The organism is Pseudomonas juntendi, assembly GCF_009932375.1.
GTDB lineage: Bacteria > Pseudomonadota > Gammaproteobacteria > Pseudomonadales > Pseudomonadaceae > Aquipseudomonas > Aquipseudomonas juntendi.
Genome location: NZ_BLJG01000072.1, coordinates 1 through 16,555, shown reverse-complemented (window position 1 = coordinate 16,555; position 16,555 = coordinate 1). Strand labels below are relative to the sequence as shown.

At 63.7% G+C, this 16,555-nt stretch carries 17 protein-coding genes; 9 read left to right on the top strand and 8 right to left on the bottom strand.

The window, feature by feature from the left end; all coding sequences use genetic code 11:
* Nucleotides 1-4: 4 nt before the first annotated feature.
* Nucleotides 5-187, bottom strand: a complete 183-nt coding sequence (locus GYA94_RS10730; protein WP_161892299.1) for a hypothetical protein — start codon at nucleotides 185-187, stop codon at nucleotides 5-7.
* Here GYA94_RS10730 and GYA94_RS10725 point away from each other — a divergent pair.
* Both GYA94_RS10725 and GYA94_RS10720 read left to right on the top strand, forming a co-directional pair.
* Nucleotides 186-1,892 carry a SulP family inorganic anion transporter gene (locus GYA94_RS10725; protein WP_161892298.1) on the top strand — a complete coding sequence of 569 codons (1,707 nt, stop codon included), beginning with the start codon at nucleotides 186-188 and terminating at the stop codon, nucleotides 1,890-1,892. The genes GYA94_RS10730 and GYA94_RS10725 overlap by 2 nt on opposite strands.
* A 63-nt stretch (nucleotides 1,893-1,955) precedes the next feature.
* A complete protein-coding gene (locus tag GYA94_RS10720) occupies nucleotides 1,956-2,990 on the top strand; it encodes a DUF4917 family protein (RefSeq protein ID WP_161892297.1) in 1,035 nt (344 codons plus the stop codon).
* On the opposite strand, the gene GYA94_RS10715 is transcribed toward GYA94_RS10720, so the two are convergent.
* The 4 genes from GYA94_RS10715 to GYA94_RS10700 form a co-directional block, all read right to left on the bottom strand.
* The gene (locus GYA94_RS10715) at nucleotides 2,976-3,494 is read right to left on the bottom strand and encodes a helix-turn-helix transcriptional regulator (RefSeq protein WP_054912184.1); all 519 of its coding nucleotides are present in this window, start codon (nucleotides 3,492-3,494) and stop codon (nucleotides 2,976-2,978) included. The genes GYA94_RS10720 and GYA94_RS10715 overlap by 15 nt on opposite strands.
* Nucleotides 3,495-3,496: 2 nt before the next feature.
* Nucleotides 3,497-3,766 (bottom strand): hypothetical protein, encoded by a 270-nt coding sequence (locus GYA94_RS28170; protein ID WP_082416127.1) that lies wholly within the window; start codon nucleotides 3,764-3,766, stop codon nucleotides 3,497-3,499.
* 193 nt (nucleotides 3,767-3,959) lie between these two features.
* Nucleotides 3,960-5,174 carry a class I SAM-dependent methyltransferase gene (locus GYA94_RS10705; RefSeq protein ID WP_161892296.1) on the bottom strand — a complete coding sequence of 405 codons (1,215 nt, stop codon included), beginning with the start codon at nucleotides 5,172-5,174 and terminating at the stop codon, nucleotides 3,960-3,962.
* A 351-nt stretch (nucleotides 5,175-5,525) separates the two neighbouring features.
* The gene (locus GYA94_RS10700; protein ID WP_110675714.1) at nucleotides 5,526-6,143 is read right to left on the bottom strand and encodes a TPM domain-containing protein; all 618 of its coding nucleotides are present in this window, start codon (nucleotides 6,141-6,143) and stop codon (nucleotides 5,526-5,528) included.
* 185 nt (nucleotides 6,144-6,328) lie between these two features.
* On the opposite strand from GYA94_RS10700, the gene bglX reads away from it, so the two are divergent.
* From bglX to GYA94_RS10680, 4 genes are all read left to right on the top strand, one after another.
* The gene (gene bglX, locus GYA94_RS10695; protein WP_161892295.1) at nucleotides 6,329-8,620 is read left to right on the top strand and encodes a beta-glucosidase BglX; all 2,292 of its coding nucleotides are present in this window, start codon (nucleotides 6,329-6,331) and stop codon (nucleotides 8,618-8,620) included.
* A gap of 122 nt (nucleotides 8,621-8,742) precedes the next feature.
* On the top strand, nucleotides 8,743-10,509 hold the full coding sequence (locus GYA94_RS10690; RefSeq protein WP_161892294.1) for a sensor histidine kinase: 1,767 nt from the start codon (nucleotides 8,743-8,745) through the stop codon (nucleotides 10,507-10,509).
* On the top strand, nucleotides 10,494-11,825 hold the full coding sequence (locus tag GYA94_RS10685) for a sigma-54-dependent transcriptional regulator (protein WP_054881649.1): 1,332 nt from the start codon (nucleotides 10,494-10,496) through the stop codon (nucleotides 11,823-11,825). Before GYA94_RS10690 ends, GYA94_RS10685 begins: the two co-directional genes overlap by 16 nt.
* Before the next feature lie 221 nt (nucleotides 11,826-12,046).
* On the top strand, nucleotides 12,047-13,366 hold the full coding sequence (locus tag GYA94_RS10680) for an MFS transporter (RefSeq protein WP_009683086.1): 1,320 nt from the start codon (nucleotides 12,047-12,049) through the stop codon (nucleotides 13,364-13,366).
* Between the two features lie 49 nt (nucleotides 13,367-13,415).
* Here GYA94_RS10680 and GYA94_RS10675 read toward each other — a convergent pair whose 3' ends face one another.
* Nucleotides 13,416-13,583 carry a hypothetical protein gene (locus GYA94_RS10675; RefSeq protein ID WP_156089060.1) on the bottom strand — a complete coding sequence of 56 codons (168 nt, stop codon included), beginning with the start codon at nucleotides 13,581-13,583 and terminating at the stop codon, nucleotides 13,416-13,418.
* Nucleotides 13,584-13,823: 240 nt separating this feature from the next.
* Between GYA94_RS10675 and GYA94_RS10670 the strand changes: the two genes are divergently transcribed.
* Nucleotides 13,824-14,150, top strand: a complete 327-nt coding sequence (locus GYA94_RS10670) for a hypothetical protein (RefSeq protein ID WP_161892293.1) — start codon at nucleotides 13,824-13,826, stop codon at nucleotides 14,148-14,150.
* A gap of 117 nt (nucleotides 14,151-14,267) precedes the next feature.
* Entirely contained in the window at nucleotides 14,268-14,873 is a 606-nt protein-coding gene (locus GYA94_RS10665; protein ID WP_009683089.1) for a flavin reductase family protein, read from the top strand.
* Here GYA94_RS10665 and GYA94_RS10660 read toward each other — a convergent pair whose 3' ends face one another.
* Both GYA94_RS10660 and GYA94_RS10655 read right to left on the bottom strand, forming a co-directional pair.
* Nucleotides 14,874-15,131, bottom strand: a complete 258-nt coding sequence (locus GYA94_RS10660) for a hypothetical protein (RefSeq protein ID WP_009683090.1) — start codon at nucleotides 15,129-15,131, stop codon at nucleotides 14,874-14,876.
* A 59-nt stretch (nucleotides 15,132-15,190) separates the two neighbouring features.
* Nucleotides 15,191-15,484, bottom strand: coding sequence for a putative quinol monooxygenase (locus GYA94_RS10655; RefSeq protein ID WP_054905633.1), 294 nt, complete (start codon nucleotides 15,482-15,484; stop codon nucleotides 15,191-15,193).
* A gap of 201 nt (nucleotides 15,485-15,685) precedes the next feature.
* Here GYA94_RS10655 and GYA94_RS10650 point away from each other — a divergent pair.
* Nucleotides 15,686-16,555: AraC family transcriptional regulator (locus tag GYA94_RS10650; protein WP_161892292.1), on the top strand; the 870-nt coding region annotated here is incomplete at its 3' end.

Here is a 16,555-nt window from a genome sequence, read left to right as displayed (position 1 = left end):
CACATTACATTCCCCCGCATGGCGTTCCGGCAACGTCATCGCTGTCAAAAGGAGCGTTCGCTCCTTTTTTCGTTTCTGCCCATCGCTTCGATCTGCTGCTTTCGATGATCAGCAGCATGGCCAATTGCCTGTCGATCCGTTTCAATGCACCCAAGGTTTCGTGAAACATTTCGAAAGGACGACGCATGTTGCTCTCCCGCTGGCTACCGGGCCTTGCCAACCTGCTGCACTACCGCCGCGAATGGCTGCACGCCGACCTGCAGGCAGGGCTGTCGGTGGCAGCCATCCAGATCCCGATTGCCATCGCCTACGCCCAGATCGTGGGCCTGCCGCCGCAGTACGGCCTGTACGCCTGTGTGCTGCCGATGATGGTCTATGCGCTGATCGGGAGCTCGCGCCAGTTGATGGTCGGCCCCGACGCGGCTACCTGCGCCATGATTGCCGGGGCCGTGGCGCCGCTGGCCCTGGGCGATCCGCAACGCACTGCCGAGCTGTCGGTCATCGTCACCGTGCTGGTCGGGGTCATGCTGATTGCCGCTGGCCTGGCGCGGGCCGGGTTCATCGCCAGCTTCTTCTCGCGGCCGATTCTGATCGGCTACCTCAACGGTATCGGCCTGAGCCTGATCGCCGGGCAGTTGTCCAAGGTGGTGGGGTTCAGCATCGAGGGCGACGGTTTCATCCTCAGCCTGATCAACTTCCTCCAGCGCCTGGGCGAAATCCACGGGTTGACGTTGTGCATCGGCCTGGCCGCCCTGGGCCTGCTGATCTGGCTGCCACGCCGCTACCCGCGCCTGCCGGCCGCGCTAACGGTGGTGGCGCTGTTCATGCTGCTGGTGGGTCTGTTCGGCCTCGACCGCTTCGGCGTCGCCATCCTCGGCCCGGTGCCGGCCGGCATCCCGCAACTGGCCTGGCCACACAGCAACCTGGCAGAAATGAAAAGCCTGCTGCGCGACGCCCTGGGTATCGCCACGGTCAGTTTCTGCAGCGCCATGCTCACCGCGCGCAGTTTTGCTGCCCGGCATGGCTACGCCATCAACGCCAACCACGAGTTCGTGGCGTTGGGCGTGAGCAATCTGGCCGCCGGGGTTTCCCAGGGTTTTGCCATCAGCGGTGCCGATTCGCGCACCGCCGTCAACGACATGGTCGGGGGCAAAAGCCAGCTGGTCGGCATCGTCGCCGCCCTGGTGATCGCCTTGATCCTTTTGTTTTTCACCGCGCCCATGGCGTGGATCCCTCAGGCGGCGCTGGGCGCGGTGCTGCTGATGGCTGGCTGGGGGCTGATCGATATCAAGTCATTGGGCCACATTCGGCGCCTGAGCCGTTTCGAATTCTGGCTGTGCCTGCTGACCACCGTGGGGGTGCTGGGGCTGGGCGTGCTGCCCGGCATCGTGTTTGCCGTGACCTTGGCGATACTGCGCCTGCTGTACAGCATCTACCAGCCTACCGACGCCGTGCTCGGCTGGCTGCCGGGCACCGAAGGCCAGGTCGACATTCGCAAGTTCAAGGATGCGCGGACGGTGCCCGGCCTGGTGGTCTACCGTTTTGACGACGCAATCCTGTTCTTCAATGCCGACTACTTCAAGATGCGCCTTCTCGAAGCGGTGCAAGGCGAGGCCCAGCCCAAGGCCGTGTTGTTCGATGCCGAGGCCGTGACCAGTATCGATGTCAGCGGCATGGCCGCATTGCGTGAAGTGCGCGATACCCTGGCCGCGCAGGGCATTTTCTTCGCCATCGCCCGTGCCCGCGGCAGCTTTCTGCGCATGCTGGTGCGCTCGGGCATGGCGCGCGAGATGGAGGACAAATTGCTGTTCGGTTCGGTGCGCGCCGGCATCCGGGCCTACCGGGTATGGCGTAACCGCAAGCGCAGCGTGCCGGCGGCCAGGCAGGGTTGATACCCCTTGCCCCCGCCTGACATGCTAAAGTCGCCCCGCGCCCGCACCACCAATGGACCCAGCATGCCTGCACTCGACGCCCCACTCCTGCCCTGGCCGGAACTTGCCGCCCGCCACCCCTGCGATGCCCTGCTGCTGGGTAACGGCGCCAGCCGCGCAGTGTGGAAGCCGTTCGGCTATTTCTCGCTGTTCGAGGAGGCGCAACGCGCCGGTCGCAAGAAAGGCCTGGCGATCAGCGACCAGGCCCTGTTCAAGTCCTTGGGCACGGAGCTGTTCGAACCGGTGCTCAGCGCGCTCAACACCACCGTGCGCGCCAATGCTGCGCTCGCCATCAACTCCACTGCGCCGCTCAACCGCTATTACTCGATCAAGGAAGCGCTGATCCACGCCGTGCGCACCGTGCATCTGCCCTGGCGGCTGATGCCCCCGGCAACCCTGGCCGTGCTCAATCAGGCCTTGCGTGGCTATCGCAGCGTCTACACCAGCAACTACGACCTGCTGCTGCCTTGGGCCCTGCAACATGCCCCGCAGGGCTTCGCGGACCTGTTCGACGAGCAGGGTTACTTCGATGTGCGTCAGCGCAGCAGCGAGGGTACCCGGGTGATGCACCTGCACGGTGGCTTGCACCTGCTCAAGCAACCCGACGGCACCACCCGTCAACGCAGCGCCGAGAGCGCCGAGCTGCTGGAAGGTTTTGCCGTGAACATTCCCGGTGAGGTGCCGCTGTTCGTCAATGAAGACCGCAGCGACGAGAAACTGCGCGCCATCCGCCACTCGGACTACCTGAGCTGGTGCCTGGGGCAGCTGGCCCAGGAACACCGTGGCCTGTGCCTGTTCGGCCAGCACCTGGACAGCACTGACCAGCACCTGCTCGACGCCATTCGAATGGCCGGGCCCAAGCACCTGGCGATCGCCATTCGGCCGTTGAGTGAAGCGTCGGTGATCAACCAGAAGCAGCATTTCGTCGATCGCCTGGGCGCCATGCCGGGCACGTCACTGCACTTCTTCGATGCCACGACCCATCCGCTGGGGCAGGCATCGCTGTCTATCGAAGCCGTGGCCACCCGGAGGTTGAGGCCAGCCTCAGGCGCCTGTTGAAGGGGCCAGGTCTGGCTCGCCGAGCACGCGTTCGTATGCTTTGGACACGTTAACGGCCATTGCCATGCGCGCAAGCTCCAACGTGCTCTTGCCGATCGGGTAGCTCCCTCGCGCCTGCAGCCATGGCAACACATCGGCCAGGTGCCACAGAGCGGTGCTGCCATCATGCACGGGTACTGGGAAGCTACCTGCATGGGCGAGCATCAATTTGCGCATGTTCTGCCGAGATACACCGATGAGTTCCGCCACATCGCTGAGCCCGACCAGATCGGGGGTCGCTTCGATCAGGCGAGCGCCTGGAACCGCTCTGGCAACATCACTCAATGCGCTCTCGATGGCCTGCCTGGCAGATGTCGCCTGGCGAGTGAATGCCAATGCCAGACGCCCAGGTTGACCTACACCAGCCAATGCATCATCACATCCGTACTGAGCCAGGCGCTCCAGCAACGCATCGATATCTTCGTTCCCGCTCAGCTGATACCTGAGAGTGAACTCATACTCCATCGCTACTCCTCCTTGGGGGTACACATTGCCAGCCTGTCAGCCGAACAGTGATCAACCACACGCCTCAACTGTCGCGCTAAATTACCGGCGTTACGTGGCGTGCTCCATATGCTGGTAATGCAATACTCCCCGCATCGACAGTCGGCATCGTTGAAAGGGCAATACATTTTTCCCCAACAATGTCCCCCGCCTACCGCAACTCTCCATCCCTTTGATTCCGCGTGCCTCAAGGCCAATTCAACCTCTTTCCTGGCATGACTGGGGCGGGCCATCAGCTTTTCTCCAGTGTGGACTTACTGCTCATGGGTTGTCAAATGACAACCCGGCTAACTGACTACTCAGCACGTCACACTACAGAAACGCTGATCAGAGAACGCCTTGAAAGGCACGGCTAGGAAATGCCCTACAAGCATTACCGATCAAGGGCAAAGGAATTCTGTAGGGATGGTAGGGATACGCGCCCGCTCAGAGCAGCCCGTCGCACCGCAACAGCGTCTCCAGGCAATGCTCCTGCACCCCATAGAACGCCTTGAGCTGGGCGATTTTCTCCAGCAGCGCACGGTTGTCGCCCGGCTGGCGCCGCTTCACCGCAAGAATCATCTTGTTCTTGTTGGTGTGCTCCAGGGAGATGAACTCGAATACCTTGGTCTCATAACCACAGGCCTCCAGGTACAGCGCCCGCAAGCTGTCCGTGAGCATTTCGGCCTGCTGGCCCAGGTGCAGGCCGTATTGCAGCATTGGCTGCAGCAGGCCCGGGCTGTGCAGTTGCGGGCGGATCTGCTTGTGGCAGCACGGCGAACACATGATGATCGCGGCATTGCTGCGGATGCCGGTATGGATGGCATAGTCGGTGGCGATGTCACAGGCATGCAGGGCGATCATCACCTCGATGGCGTCGGGCACCACGCTGCGCACGTCACCACACTGGAACTCCAGGCCCGCATGCTGCAGCCGCACCGCGGCGGCGTTGCACAGGTCGACCATGTCCTGGCGCAGTTCAACCCCGGTCACCTGCGCTTCGCGGCCCAACGTATTGCGCAGGTAATCATGCATGGCGAAGGTCAGGTAGCCCTTGCCCGAGCCAAAGTCGGCCACCCGCAGTAGCTGCTGTGCCGGCACCGGGGCGCTGGCCAGGGCGTGGTCGAAGACCTCGATGAACTTGTTGATCTGCTTCCATTTGCGCGACATGGACGGGATCAGTGCCCCCTGCGCGTCGGTCACGCCAAGGTCGCGCAGGAATGGGCGCGACAGCTCCAGGTAGCGTTTTTTCTCACGGTCATGGCCACTGGCGGGCGCGGCCTCGCGCGGGGCTTGTGCGCCATGGCGCTGAAGCATCGGCTTGCCCTTCTTGCTGAAGGTCAGCTGTACTTCGCCGTCGGCATCGAAGAGGTGGGCGTTGCGGAAGCTGCCCGGCAGCAACTCGGCCACCAGCGTCAAGGCATCGTCCAGGGCCAGGTTGCGGGTGATGTCTCGGGTCTGGTGACGGTAGACCAGCGACAGGCAGGGCTGGCCCTTGACCTGCAGCGGCTTGGCGATGATTCGTTGCAGGGTCTGGTCGGCACCGACATGGCGCGCCAGCACCAGCTTGCTTAACGTGCCGCCCTGCAGGGCAGCGTTCAGCAGGTCGAGGAACTGGGCGAGTGCGTCCGGCGCGGCGGAAGCGGAATGACTGGCGGGCATGGACAAAGGGGCCTTGGGTAGCGGAACGCTCATTCTACCGTGTGCCGTGCGGCCAGGCATACCTTGGTCACCCACGGCCGCGTCACGCCCAGGCCAGGCTAGGCCAGGCGCTGCATAGCTTGTGGCAAACACCTGCCGCAAGCGCGACGCGGCCTGTGTGGGAGCGGGCGAGCCCGCGAAGAGCCCAACGCGGTGGCTGGCACCGGCTACGCCGGTGTTCGCGGGCGCGCCCGCTCCCACAAGGGCCCGGCTGAATCAACAAGTTATGTATTGTTCAATAGGAGCTGGCGATGGGCTGCACAGCAGCCCCGAACTGCCTGCCCTTATCCAAGTGCGCGCCTGCATGCTGCCTCAGTCGAGAATCACCAGGCGGTTTGGCAGCTCGTTACGCGCATGGGTCGGTGGCACCTGCTCGCTCAGTAACTCGCCGCAGGCCTCGATGCATTCGACAAAACCCTGCAGGGTCCGCCCCTGGCGCACCTGTTCGGCAAGCCGGCTGACGAGTGCCGCCCGAGCGCTGGCATCCAGGCAGTGCTCGATGCCGCGGTCAACCAGTATTTCCACATGCCGCTCCGCCTCGCTGACGAAAATCAGCACCCCCGTGCCAGCCGCCGTGCGCTGCAGGTTCAGCTCGCGAAATTGCTGGTGCGCCAGGCGCGAAGCACGCCAGCGGCGCAGCACCTGGGGGATCAGCCAGCCGGCCAGGCGCGGGCTGCGCAGCAGCAGGCACAAGCCGACAAACAGCAGCATGTTGGCCACCAACAAGCCACGCACGCCCGGCCAGCCCAGCAGCCACTGCAGCAGGCCCGGCACGGCCAGTGCCAGCACGGCAGCCCAAAGCAGCGGCCAATACGCATAGTCGTCGGCACGCCGCGCCAGTACCGTCACCAGTTCGGCGTCGGTGTGCCGCTCGGCACGGGCTATGGCTTCGGCAATCTGCCGCTGATCATACTCGTCAAAAGGGGTCATGCCGTCGGTCTCTGAGCTTTCTTATAGTTGTTGTCCCGGCATACGGGGCTTCGTCCGCGGGTGACATATTCAGGCATAATCGGCCGCTGGAAGCATTGCCTGCAAATCGTACAACAATAGCCGCCTGAAAACTTCGGCCGCGCGCGTACCACCCTGGATACGGCAGAGGCCCCACAACGGAACTGATGATGAAACTGTCTTTGCTGGGCCTGGCCATGGGCCTTGCCAGTCAGGCGGCCCTCGCCGCCACCTCCGCCCCGCCCCTGCAGGACAAGCAGGCCTTCATCGACCATCTGGTCAGCCAGATGACCGAAGCCGAGAAAATCGGCCAACTGCGCCTGATCAGCATCGGCCCGGAAATGCCGCGCGACAAGATTCGCGAGGAAATCGCCGCTGGCCGCATTGGCGGTACCTTCAATTCCCGCACCGCGCCGGAAAACCGGCCGATGCAGGATGCGGCCATGCGCAGCCGCCTGAAAATCCCGATGTTCTTCGCCTACGACACCGTCCACGGCGAGCGCACGATCTTCCCGATCGGGCTGGGCATGGCCGCCACCTGGGACATGGACGCGGTGGCCAAAGTGGGCCGCACCGCCGCCATCGAAGCCTCGGCCGACGCCCTGGACATGACCTTCGCCCCCATGGTCGATATTGCCCGCGACCCCCGCTGGGGCCGCACCAGTGAAGGTTTCGGCGAGGATACCTACCTGACCTCGAAGATCGGCCAGGTCATGGTGCGCTCGTTCCAGGGCAGCAGCCCGGCCAACCCCGACAGCATCATGGCCATCGTCAAGCACTTTGCGTTGTACGGTGCGGTAGAAGGCGGGCGCGACTACAACACGGTCGATATGAGCCTGCCGAAAATGTACAACGATTACTTGCCGCCCTACCGCGCTGCACTCGATGCCGGTGCCGGGGGCGTCATGGTGGCGCTGAACTCGATCAACGGTGTGCCGGCCACCTCCAACACCTGGCTGATGAACGACCTGCTGCGCAAGGAGTGGGGCTTCAAGGGTGTGACCATCAGCGACCACGGCGCCATCCAGGAACTGATCCGCCATGGCGTCGCCCGCGACGGCCGCGAAGCCGCCAAGCTGGCTATCAAGGCCGGCATCGACATGAGCATGAACGACACCCTGTACGGCCAGGAACTGCCAGGCCTGCTGAAGTCTGGCGAGGTGAGCCAGCACGAACTGGACCAGGCCGTGCGCGAAGTGCTGGGGGCCAAATACGACATGGGCCTGTTCAAGGACCCGTACGTGCGCATTGGCAAGGCCGAAACCGACCTGAAAGACTACTACGGCAGCGACCGCCTGCACCGCGAAGCCGCCCGTGACGTGGCGCGTCGCAGCCTGGTGCTGCTGGAAAACCACAACCAGACCCTGCCGCTGAAAAAAACCGGGACCCTCGCGCTGGTCGGGCCCCTGGCCGATGCCCCGATCGACATGATGGGCAGCTGGGCCGCCGACGGCAAACCGGCGCATTCGGTCACAGTACGCGAAGGCCTGCGCCGCGCCGTGGAAGGCAAGGCCAAACTGGTCTACGCCAAAGGCTCCAACATCACCGGCGACAAGGCCATCCTCGACTACCTGAACTTCCTCAACTTCGATGCCCCGGAAATCGTCGACGACCCGCGCCCCCCTGCGGTGCTCATCGATGAAGCGGTCAAGGCTGCGCAACAAGCCGACGTGGTAGTGGCCGTGGTTGGCGAGTCCCGCGGCATGTCCCACGAGTCGTCGAGCCGCACCACCCTGGAGATTCCTGCCAGCCAGCGTGAACTGATCAAGGCCTTGAAGGCGACCGGCAAGCCACTGGTACTGGTGCTGATGAACGGCCGCCCGCTGTCGATCAGCTGGGAACGTGAACAGGCCGATGCCATTCTCGAAACCTGGTTCGCCGGTACCGAAGGCGGCAATGCCATTGCCGACGTGCTGTTCGGTGACTACAACCCGTCCGGCAAGCTGGCCATCACCTTCCCGCGCTCGGTCGGGCAGATCCCGATGTACTACAACCACACCCGTATCGGCCGGCCGTTCACGCCAGGCAAACCCGGCAACTACACCTCGCAGTACTTCGAAGAGCCCAACGGCCCGCTGTACCCGTTCGGCTACGGCCTGAGCTACAGCAGCTTCGAGCTGTCGGGCCTGACGCTGTCGGCCAACAACCTCAGGCGCGGCGATACGCTGCAAGCCAAGGTCACGGTGAAGAACACCGGCAAGCTGGCAGGCGAGACCGTGGTGCAGCTGTACCTGCAGGATGTCTCGGCATCGATGAGCCGCCCGGTCAAAGAGCTGAAGAACTTCCAGAAACTGATGCTCAAGCCCGGTGAGACGCGCACCTTGAGCTTCCGCATCAGCGAGGAAGACCTGAAGTTCTACAATGGCCAGTTGCAGCGGGTTGCCGAGCCCGGGGAGTTCAATGTCCAGGTCGGGCTCGACTCCCAGGCGGTGCAGCAGCAGAGTTTTGAATTGCTGTAACTGAACGGTCGCCTGTACCTGCCCTTTCGCGGGCTTGCCCGTTCCCACAGGTACTCACACGTGGGGGCGGGCAAGCCCGGGTAAGGGCCAGCCCCGATGTCCCAATGACCCGGATCCGCGCCATGCCCTTTTCCTTTCGCGCCCTGCGGCTGGGGCTGATTACCCTGCTGATCCTGCTAGGCACTGCCCTCAGTGCCGGTTGGGCGATGCACCAGGCCAAGCGCCAGGCCATGGAAAACGACGCACAACGTGCCCACCAGCAACTGGGCTTGTACGCCAATACCCTGCATACACTGATCGACCGCTACCGGGCCCTGCCGGCCGTGCTGGCGCTGGACCCGGAACTGATAGACGCCCTGCGCGGCCCGGTCAGCGAGACGGTGCAAGGCGCCCTGAACCGCAAGCTCGAACGTATCAACGGTGCGGCCAACTCTTCGACCCTCGAACTGCTCGACCGCACCGGCCTGGCCGTGGCAGCCAGCAACTGGCGGCTGCCCAGCACCTACGTCGGCTCCAACTACGGCTTTCGCCCCTACTTCAAGCAAACCCGCAGCCAGGGTACGGGCCGCTTCTATGCCGTTGGCGTGACCAGCGGGGTACCGGGGTACTTTCTGGCCAGCGCAGTCAACGACGAACATGGCCGTTTTCTCGGCGCCATGGTGGTCAAGCTGGAGTTCCCGGAGCTGGAACGCGAATGGCGCCAGGGCAGCGATATCCTGCTGGTCAGCGATGCCCGCGGCATCACCTTCATTGCCAACCAGGACGGCTGGCGCTACCGCGAGCTGCAGCCACTGCGCGGCGCCGACCGTGCCGAACTTGCCGAAACACGCCAGTACGACAAGCAGCCGCTGGTGCCGCTGCACCATCAGGTGCTCACGCGCTTCGCTGCCAACAGCACCCTCAGCCGCGTGCAAGGCCCCGACGGCAGCGCCGAGTACCTGTGGGAAAGCCTGCCGCTGGCAGGCGAGGGCTGGACCTTGCACCTGCTGCGCAAGCCGCAGGTGGCGGCAGACGGCCGCAACGCCGCACTCGGCGCTGCTGCCGTATGGCTGAGCCTGGTGTTCGCGGCGTTGTTCATCAGCCAGCGCCTGCGCCTGGCACGCCTGCGCCAGCGCAGCCGGGAAGAGCTCAAGCGCCAGGTCGAGGAACGTACCCGCGAGCTGCGTACCGCCCAGGAGGGCCTGGTGCAATCCGCCAAACTGGCCGCGCTGGGCCAGATGTCGGCGGCCATGGCCCACGAAATCAACCAACCGCTGACGACCCAGCGCATGCAACTGGAAACCGTGCGCCTGCTGCTCGACAATGGCCGGCCTGCCGAAGCGCGGCAGGCACTCGAGCCGCTGGAGCAGATGCTCACGCGCATGGCCGCGCTCACCAGTCACCTCAAGACCTTCGCCCGTAACAGCCCGATGGGCTTGCGCGAGCGCCTGGACCTGGCCACCGTGGTCGATCAGGCACTGCACCTGCTGGAAACGCGTATCCGCAGCGAAGAGGTCGAGGTCGCGCTGTACCTCGCACGCCCGGCCTGGGTACGGGGCGATGCCATCCGCCTGGAACAGGTACTGATCAACCTGTTGCGCAACGCCCTCGACGCCATGGCCGACAAACGCTACAAGCGCCTGGAGATCCGCATCGAAGCCGATGGCGAACGGTGGCGCCTGAGTGTGCTCGACTCCGGTGGCGGCATAGCCGAGGCCGACCTGGCCAAGGTCTTCGACCCCTTCTTCACCACCAAGCCCGTGGGCGAAGGGCTGGGCCTTGGCCTGGCGATCTCCTACGGTATCGTCCATGAGGTCGGCGGCCAGCTGCAGGCCGAGAACCTCTCTGGCGGTGCGCGCCTGAGCCTTACCCTGCCCCAAGACCTGGAGCCTGCATGTTCAATTCAGTGATCGTCATCGACGATGAAGCCAGTATCCGCACAGCGGTCGAGCAATGGCTGAGCCTGTCGGGTTTCAACGTGCAGCTGTTTGCCCGCGCCGAAGACTGCCTGAGCCAGCTGCCGAAGCACTTCCCGGGTGTGATCATCAGCGATGTGCGCATGCCCGGCATGGGTGGCCTGCAGTTGCTCGAACGCCTGCAGGCGGACGACCCCGACCTGCCTGTGATCCTGCTGACCGGCCACGGCGATGTCCCCATGGCCGTGGAGGCCATGCGCAACGGGGCCTACGACTTCCTGGAAAAACCCTTCACCCCGCAACACCTGCTGGGCAGCCTGCGGCGGGCTCTGGAAAAACGCCAGTTGGTGCTGGAGAACCGCCGCCTGCACGAGCAGGCGGACCTCAAGTCACGCCTGGAAGGCACGCTGCTGGGCATGTCCCAGGGCCTGCAACTGCTGCGGCGGCAGGTGCTGGACCTGGCCAGCCTGCCGGTCAATGTGCTGATCCGGGGCGAGACAGGCAGCGGCAAAGAACGTGTAGCCCGCTGCCTCCACGATTTCGGGCCACGCGCGGCCAAGCCATTCGTGGCGCTCAATTGCGCGGCCATTCCTGAGGCATTGTTCGAGGCCGAGCTGTTCGGCCATGAGAGCGGCGCCTTCACCGGTGCCCAGGGCAAGCGCGTCGGCAAGCTGGAATATGCCAACGGCGGCACGGTGTTTCTCGATGAAATCGAAAGCATGCCGCTGGCCCAGCAGGCCAAACTGCTGCGGGTGATCCAGGAGCAGAAGCTCGAGCGCCTGGGGGCGAACCAGAGTATCAACGTTGACCTGCGCATCATCGCCGCAACCAAGCCCGACTTGCTGGAGGAGGCCCGTGCCGGGCGCTTCCGTGAAGACCTTGCCTACCGCCTGAACGTTGCCGAGTTGCGCCTGGCGCCTTTGCGCGAACGGCGCGAAGACATTCCGCTGCTGTTCGACCACTTCGCCCGCGCTGCTGCCGACCGGCTTGGCCGCGCTGCGCCGCCGCTGTCGGGCGCGCAACTGGCACAACTGCTGGCGCATGACTGGCCGGGTAACGTGCGCGAGCTGGCCAATGCGGCAGAGCGGCATGCATTGGGCCTGGGTTCACCCGGTACCGAGGTGGCCCCTGCCGGGCAATCGCTGAGCGAGCAGATGGAGGCGTTCGAGGCCCAGTGCCTGCGTGCAGCGTTGCGCCAGCATGGGGGCGCGATCAGTGCGGTGATGGAGGCGTTGCAACTGCCGCGGCGAACGCTGAACGAAAAGATGCAGCGGCACGGGTTGTCGCGGGACGATTTTACCGGCCAGTGATAAGCGGAATTCCGCCTATCACTGGCTGGCGATAGGCAGAATTCCGCCCATGCAAAGCACTTTCAGGGCCTGGCTCGCAGGCGCGTGGCCGGCAAAGTGCCCGCAAAGCGGCCTATTGCCCCGGTTTGGGTCGGCCCACCCCGGTTTGGCACACCTTCTGCAAATGCTCGTGTCAGCTGCGCCCAGGCGCGCTCCACAACAACAACGAGAAGGTATCCCTGATGGATAACGCCACCTCCCTGCCCGCTGGGGCGGCCGCTGCGCCTGCCGCAGAAAAAACTACCGCCAGCCGCCTGAAGTCGATCTTCAGCGGGTCCATCGGCAACATGGTCGAATGGTACGACTGGTACGTCTACGCCGCATTCTCGCTGTATTTCGCCAAGGCCTTCTTCCCGGCCGGCGACTCCACTGCACAACTGCTCAACACCGCCGCGATTTTCGCCGTTGGCTTTTTGATGCGCCCGATCGGAGGCTGGCTGATGGGCCTTTACGCCGACCGCAAAGGCCGCAAGGCCGCGCTGATGGCCTCGGTACTGCTGATGTGCGCCGGCTCGCTGGTCATCGCCCTGACGCCTGGCTATGAAACCATCGGCTTCGCCGCACCGGTCCTGCTGGTCATCGCCCGCCTGATGCAGGGCCTGTCGGTGGGTGGCGAATACGGCACCTCGGCGACCTACCTCAGCGAAATGGCCAGCAAGGACCGCCGCGGCTTCTTCTCCAGCTTCCAGTACGTGACCCTCATCTCCGGCCAGCTCATCGCCCTGGCAGTGCTGATCGTCCTGCAACAGACCCTGACTACCGAGCAGCTGTATGCCTGGGGCTGGCGCGTACCCTTCGTGATCGGTGCGCTGTGCGCCGTGGTCGCGCTGTACCTGCGCCGTGGCATGGAAGAAACCGCCTCGTTCACCAAGAAGGAAAAAGCCAAGGAAAGCCTGATGCGCACCCTGCTGCGCCACCCCAAGGAACTGATGACCGTGGTTGGCCTGACCATGGGCGGTACCCTGGCCTTCTACACCTACACCACCTACATGCAGAAGTACCTGGTCAATACCGTGGGCATGAGCATCAGCGACTCGACCACGATCTCGGCCGCCACATTGTTCCTGTTCATGTGCCTGCAGCCTGTGATCGGCGGTCTGTCCGACAAGATCGGCCGGCGCCCGATCCTGATCGCCTTCGGTGTACTGGGCACCCTGTTCACCGTGCCGATCCTCAGCACCCTGCATACCATCCAGACCTGGTGGGGGGCGTTCTTCCTGATCATGGCAGCGCTGATCATCGTCAGTGGCTACACCTCTATCAACGCCGTGGTCAAAGCTGAACTGTTCCCGACCGAAATCCGCGCCCTTGGCGTGGGCCTGCCCTACGCACTGACCGTTTCGATCTTCGGCGGCACCGCCGAGTACGTGGCGCTGTGGTTCAAGAGCGCGGGCATGGAAAGCGGCTTCTATTGGTACGTCACCGCCTGTATCGCCTGCTCGCTGCTGGTGTACGCGACGATGAAGGACACCAAACAGCACTCACGTATCACCACCGAGTGACCCGGTAAGGCCGTTCTGCAAGGGCGCCCAACGTGCAGGGCGCCTTTTTTTATGCCCCCTTAATGCCCCATGAGCCGATTAGCTGAGCTATTCGGCTCATGGCATAGACCATGCCCAGGGTAGGGTCCATGAAGTCGGACATCGTGGTGCCGACGGTGCTGGTGGGCTGAAAAATAGGTAGGTAAGCGATGAAAAAACCTTCATCGGTGATCTGCATCAGGTGTTCTTCTTAATCCCCTATTAATTGCCACCCTTCAGCCTGCACGGGCTGACTGATTAAGGGTGCATGCATCAACCCGTGCCCGGCCAGGCAAACGCCTATACGACGGTTACAGCACCCTAAAATATCGAATAACTCGATTATTTAGTGCATATATTTGCGCTTTTTAATCAGCATATTGGGCGTAATATTTAAGTCACGGAAACAAACAACCCACAAACCCCTGGAGCACTGACCATGAAAAACAAACTGATCCTCACCCTGGCCCTGTCGGTTTTCGCCACTGGCGCCTTTGCCGAAGATGGTTTCGACCAGACCAATGCCCACACCTTTGCCGCAGCCCAGACCCAGTCGGCCAGCTACGCTGAAGACGGCTTCGATCGGACCGGCGGCCAGCGCTTCGCCGAAGACGGCTTCGACCGCACCGGTGGCCAACGCTTCGCCGAAGACGGCTTCGACCGCACTGGCGGCCAACGCTTCGCCGAAGACGGCTTCGACCGCACTGGCGGCCAACGCTTCGCCGAAGACGGCTTCGACCGCACCAACGCCAACCGCATCAGCTGATCCCTGCTGCGAGCGCCCAGCCCGGCTTTTGCCGGGCTTGATCATTTGCAGGCAAGCAAAGGCTTGGCACACTAGGCTTCTTGTCTACCAGGAGGTAGGGCCAGTAAGCCCAGCACAATGTATTACTACGAACCCGCCAAAGGCCACGGCCTGCCCCACGACCCCTTCAACGCCATCGTCGGCCCTCGTCCTATCGGCTGGATCTCTTCGCAAGACCGCGAGGGACGCTTGAACCTGGCGCCCTACAGCTTCTTCAATGCCTTCAACTACATCCCGCCGATCATCGGTTTCTGCAGTGTCGGGCGCAAAGACAGCCTGAACAATATCGAGCAGACCGGTGAATTCGTCTGGAACCTGGCCACGCGATCGCTGGCCGAGCAGATGAACCAGAGCTGTGCGCCGGTGGCTGCCGAGGTCAGTGAATTCGAGTTGAGCGGCCTCACCGCCACACCGTCAAGCCTGGTCAAGGTGCCGCGCGTGGGCGAAACCCCGGTCGCGTTCGAGTGCAAGGTCAGCCAGATCGTCCAGCTCAAGCGGGCCGACCAGGCGCTGGTGCCCAGCTGGCTGATTCTTGGGGAAGTGGTGGCCGTGCACATTGCCGACCACCTGCTGAAGAACGGCATCTACGATACCGCGGCAGCCGAACCTATCTTGCGCGGTGGTGGCCCGGCGGACTATTTCGAGCTGGGCAACCTGTTCAAGATGGCCCGCCCGCCGGCCTGATCACCAGACCAGCTCACCCTCAGCGCTAACGCCTTGCAGGCGCTGCAGTTCGGCCGTGGCCGCTTCGTCGGCGGCCACGGCGCCCTTGAACACCTGGCCGTCGAGCACCTTGTGAAAACGCGGCGCGCCGCCCATACCCAGGGCTTTGACTGCGATGGCCGCGTGATAGCCACCACCTTCGGCCGGCACCATCGCCGACACCGCTTCGAACTGCGGGAATTCCCTACGTGCCATGTTGCTCTCTGCCTGCTTGATCATGGCCCGGCATGTTAACCCAAACCCCAGCCAGCGCGCGCCCTGTGGGAGGGGCCATGCCATCAGTCGAATGTATGCAAGTCCAGGCTGCTGACCACCTGCGCCTGCACCAGCTCACCAAACACCTCCAGCGTGGGCGACGCAAAATAGCCACTCATGGCCTGTTGGTCCTGCCAACTGCCGCTGAGCAGCCACAGGTCAGCGTCGGCCTGCGAACGCTGTACGCTGAAGCTCAGGCAACCCGGCGCACGCAGCGACGGCTCGAGCAGGTCACGCAGGCGCGCGCCAAGCTCCGCCGAGCGCCCGCTGCTGGCACGAATGAACGCAAGATGGGTGACCGGTTGTTTTAGGGCCATTGCACAATCTCCTTGAAGCAAGCGGACGAAAAAGCCAGGCTGCCAAGGTTAGGGGTTCGCCCGCACGACACGTTAGGCCATTACTGCTCGCCGCTTGCCTGATCCTGCGGCGCGGCAGGATCAGGCAAGCGACGTGCAGCTTTCGACTAGCGTCGGCCGTTGCCCAAACCTATGCTGCGACCGTCAGCAGAGGAAAGCATCATGACCATCGCCACGCCCACCGACCCGACCCTGGAACTGCAGCGCCTGGAGCTGGCCGAGCTGATTACCCGCCATGCCGGCGAGCCCCACGGCCCGGCGTCGGCCATCGCGGATCTGTACCTGGTGCGCTACACCGAGAATGTGCGCTCGGTCCCCACCCTGGCGCAACCGGCCTTGTGCATCCTTGCACAAGGCAGCAAAAGCCTGTTTCTGGGGGACGAGCAGTATGCCTACGATCCACTGCACTACATGGTGGTTTCGGTCACCCTGCCGTTGAGCGGCGTGCGGCTCGATGCCAGCCCCGAGCACCCCAGCCTGGGTTTGCGCATGGACCTGGACCCGGCCGAGATCAGCCAGTTGATCGCCGAAAGCGGCCCGATGCTGGTGCCCAACAAGCCATCGGGCCGTGGCCTGTACGTGGATAAAACCGATGCGGCGTTGCTCGACGCCCTGTTGCGGTTGCTGCGCCTGCTGGATAGCCCACGCGACATCCCCATGCTGGCGCCGCTGGTCCGCCGTGAGATCCTCTACCGCCTGTTGCGTGGGCCGCAGGGTTATCGGCTGTACGAAATCGCCTTGGCGAACAGCCAGACCCACCGGGTTTGCCAGGCCATCGCCTGGCTCAACAACCACTACCAACAGCCACTGCGTATCGAGGACCTGGCCCGTGAGGTCAACCTCAGCACCTCGACCTTGCACCACCGCTTCAAGGCGGTGACCTCGATGAGCCCGTTGCAGTACCAGAAGCAACTGCGCCTGCAGGAGGCACGGCGGTTGATGCTCAACGACGGGCTCGAGGCGGCGGTGGCGGCCTACCGGGTGGGCTATGAAAGCCCCTCGCAGTTCAGCCGCGAGTACAGCCGGCTGTAC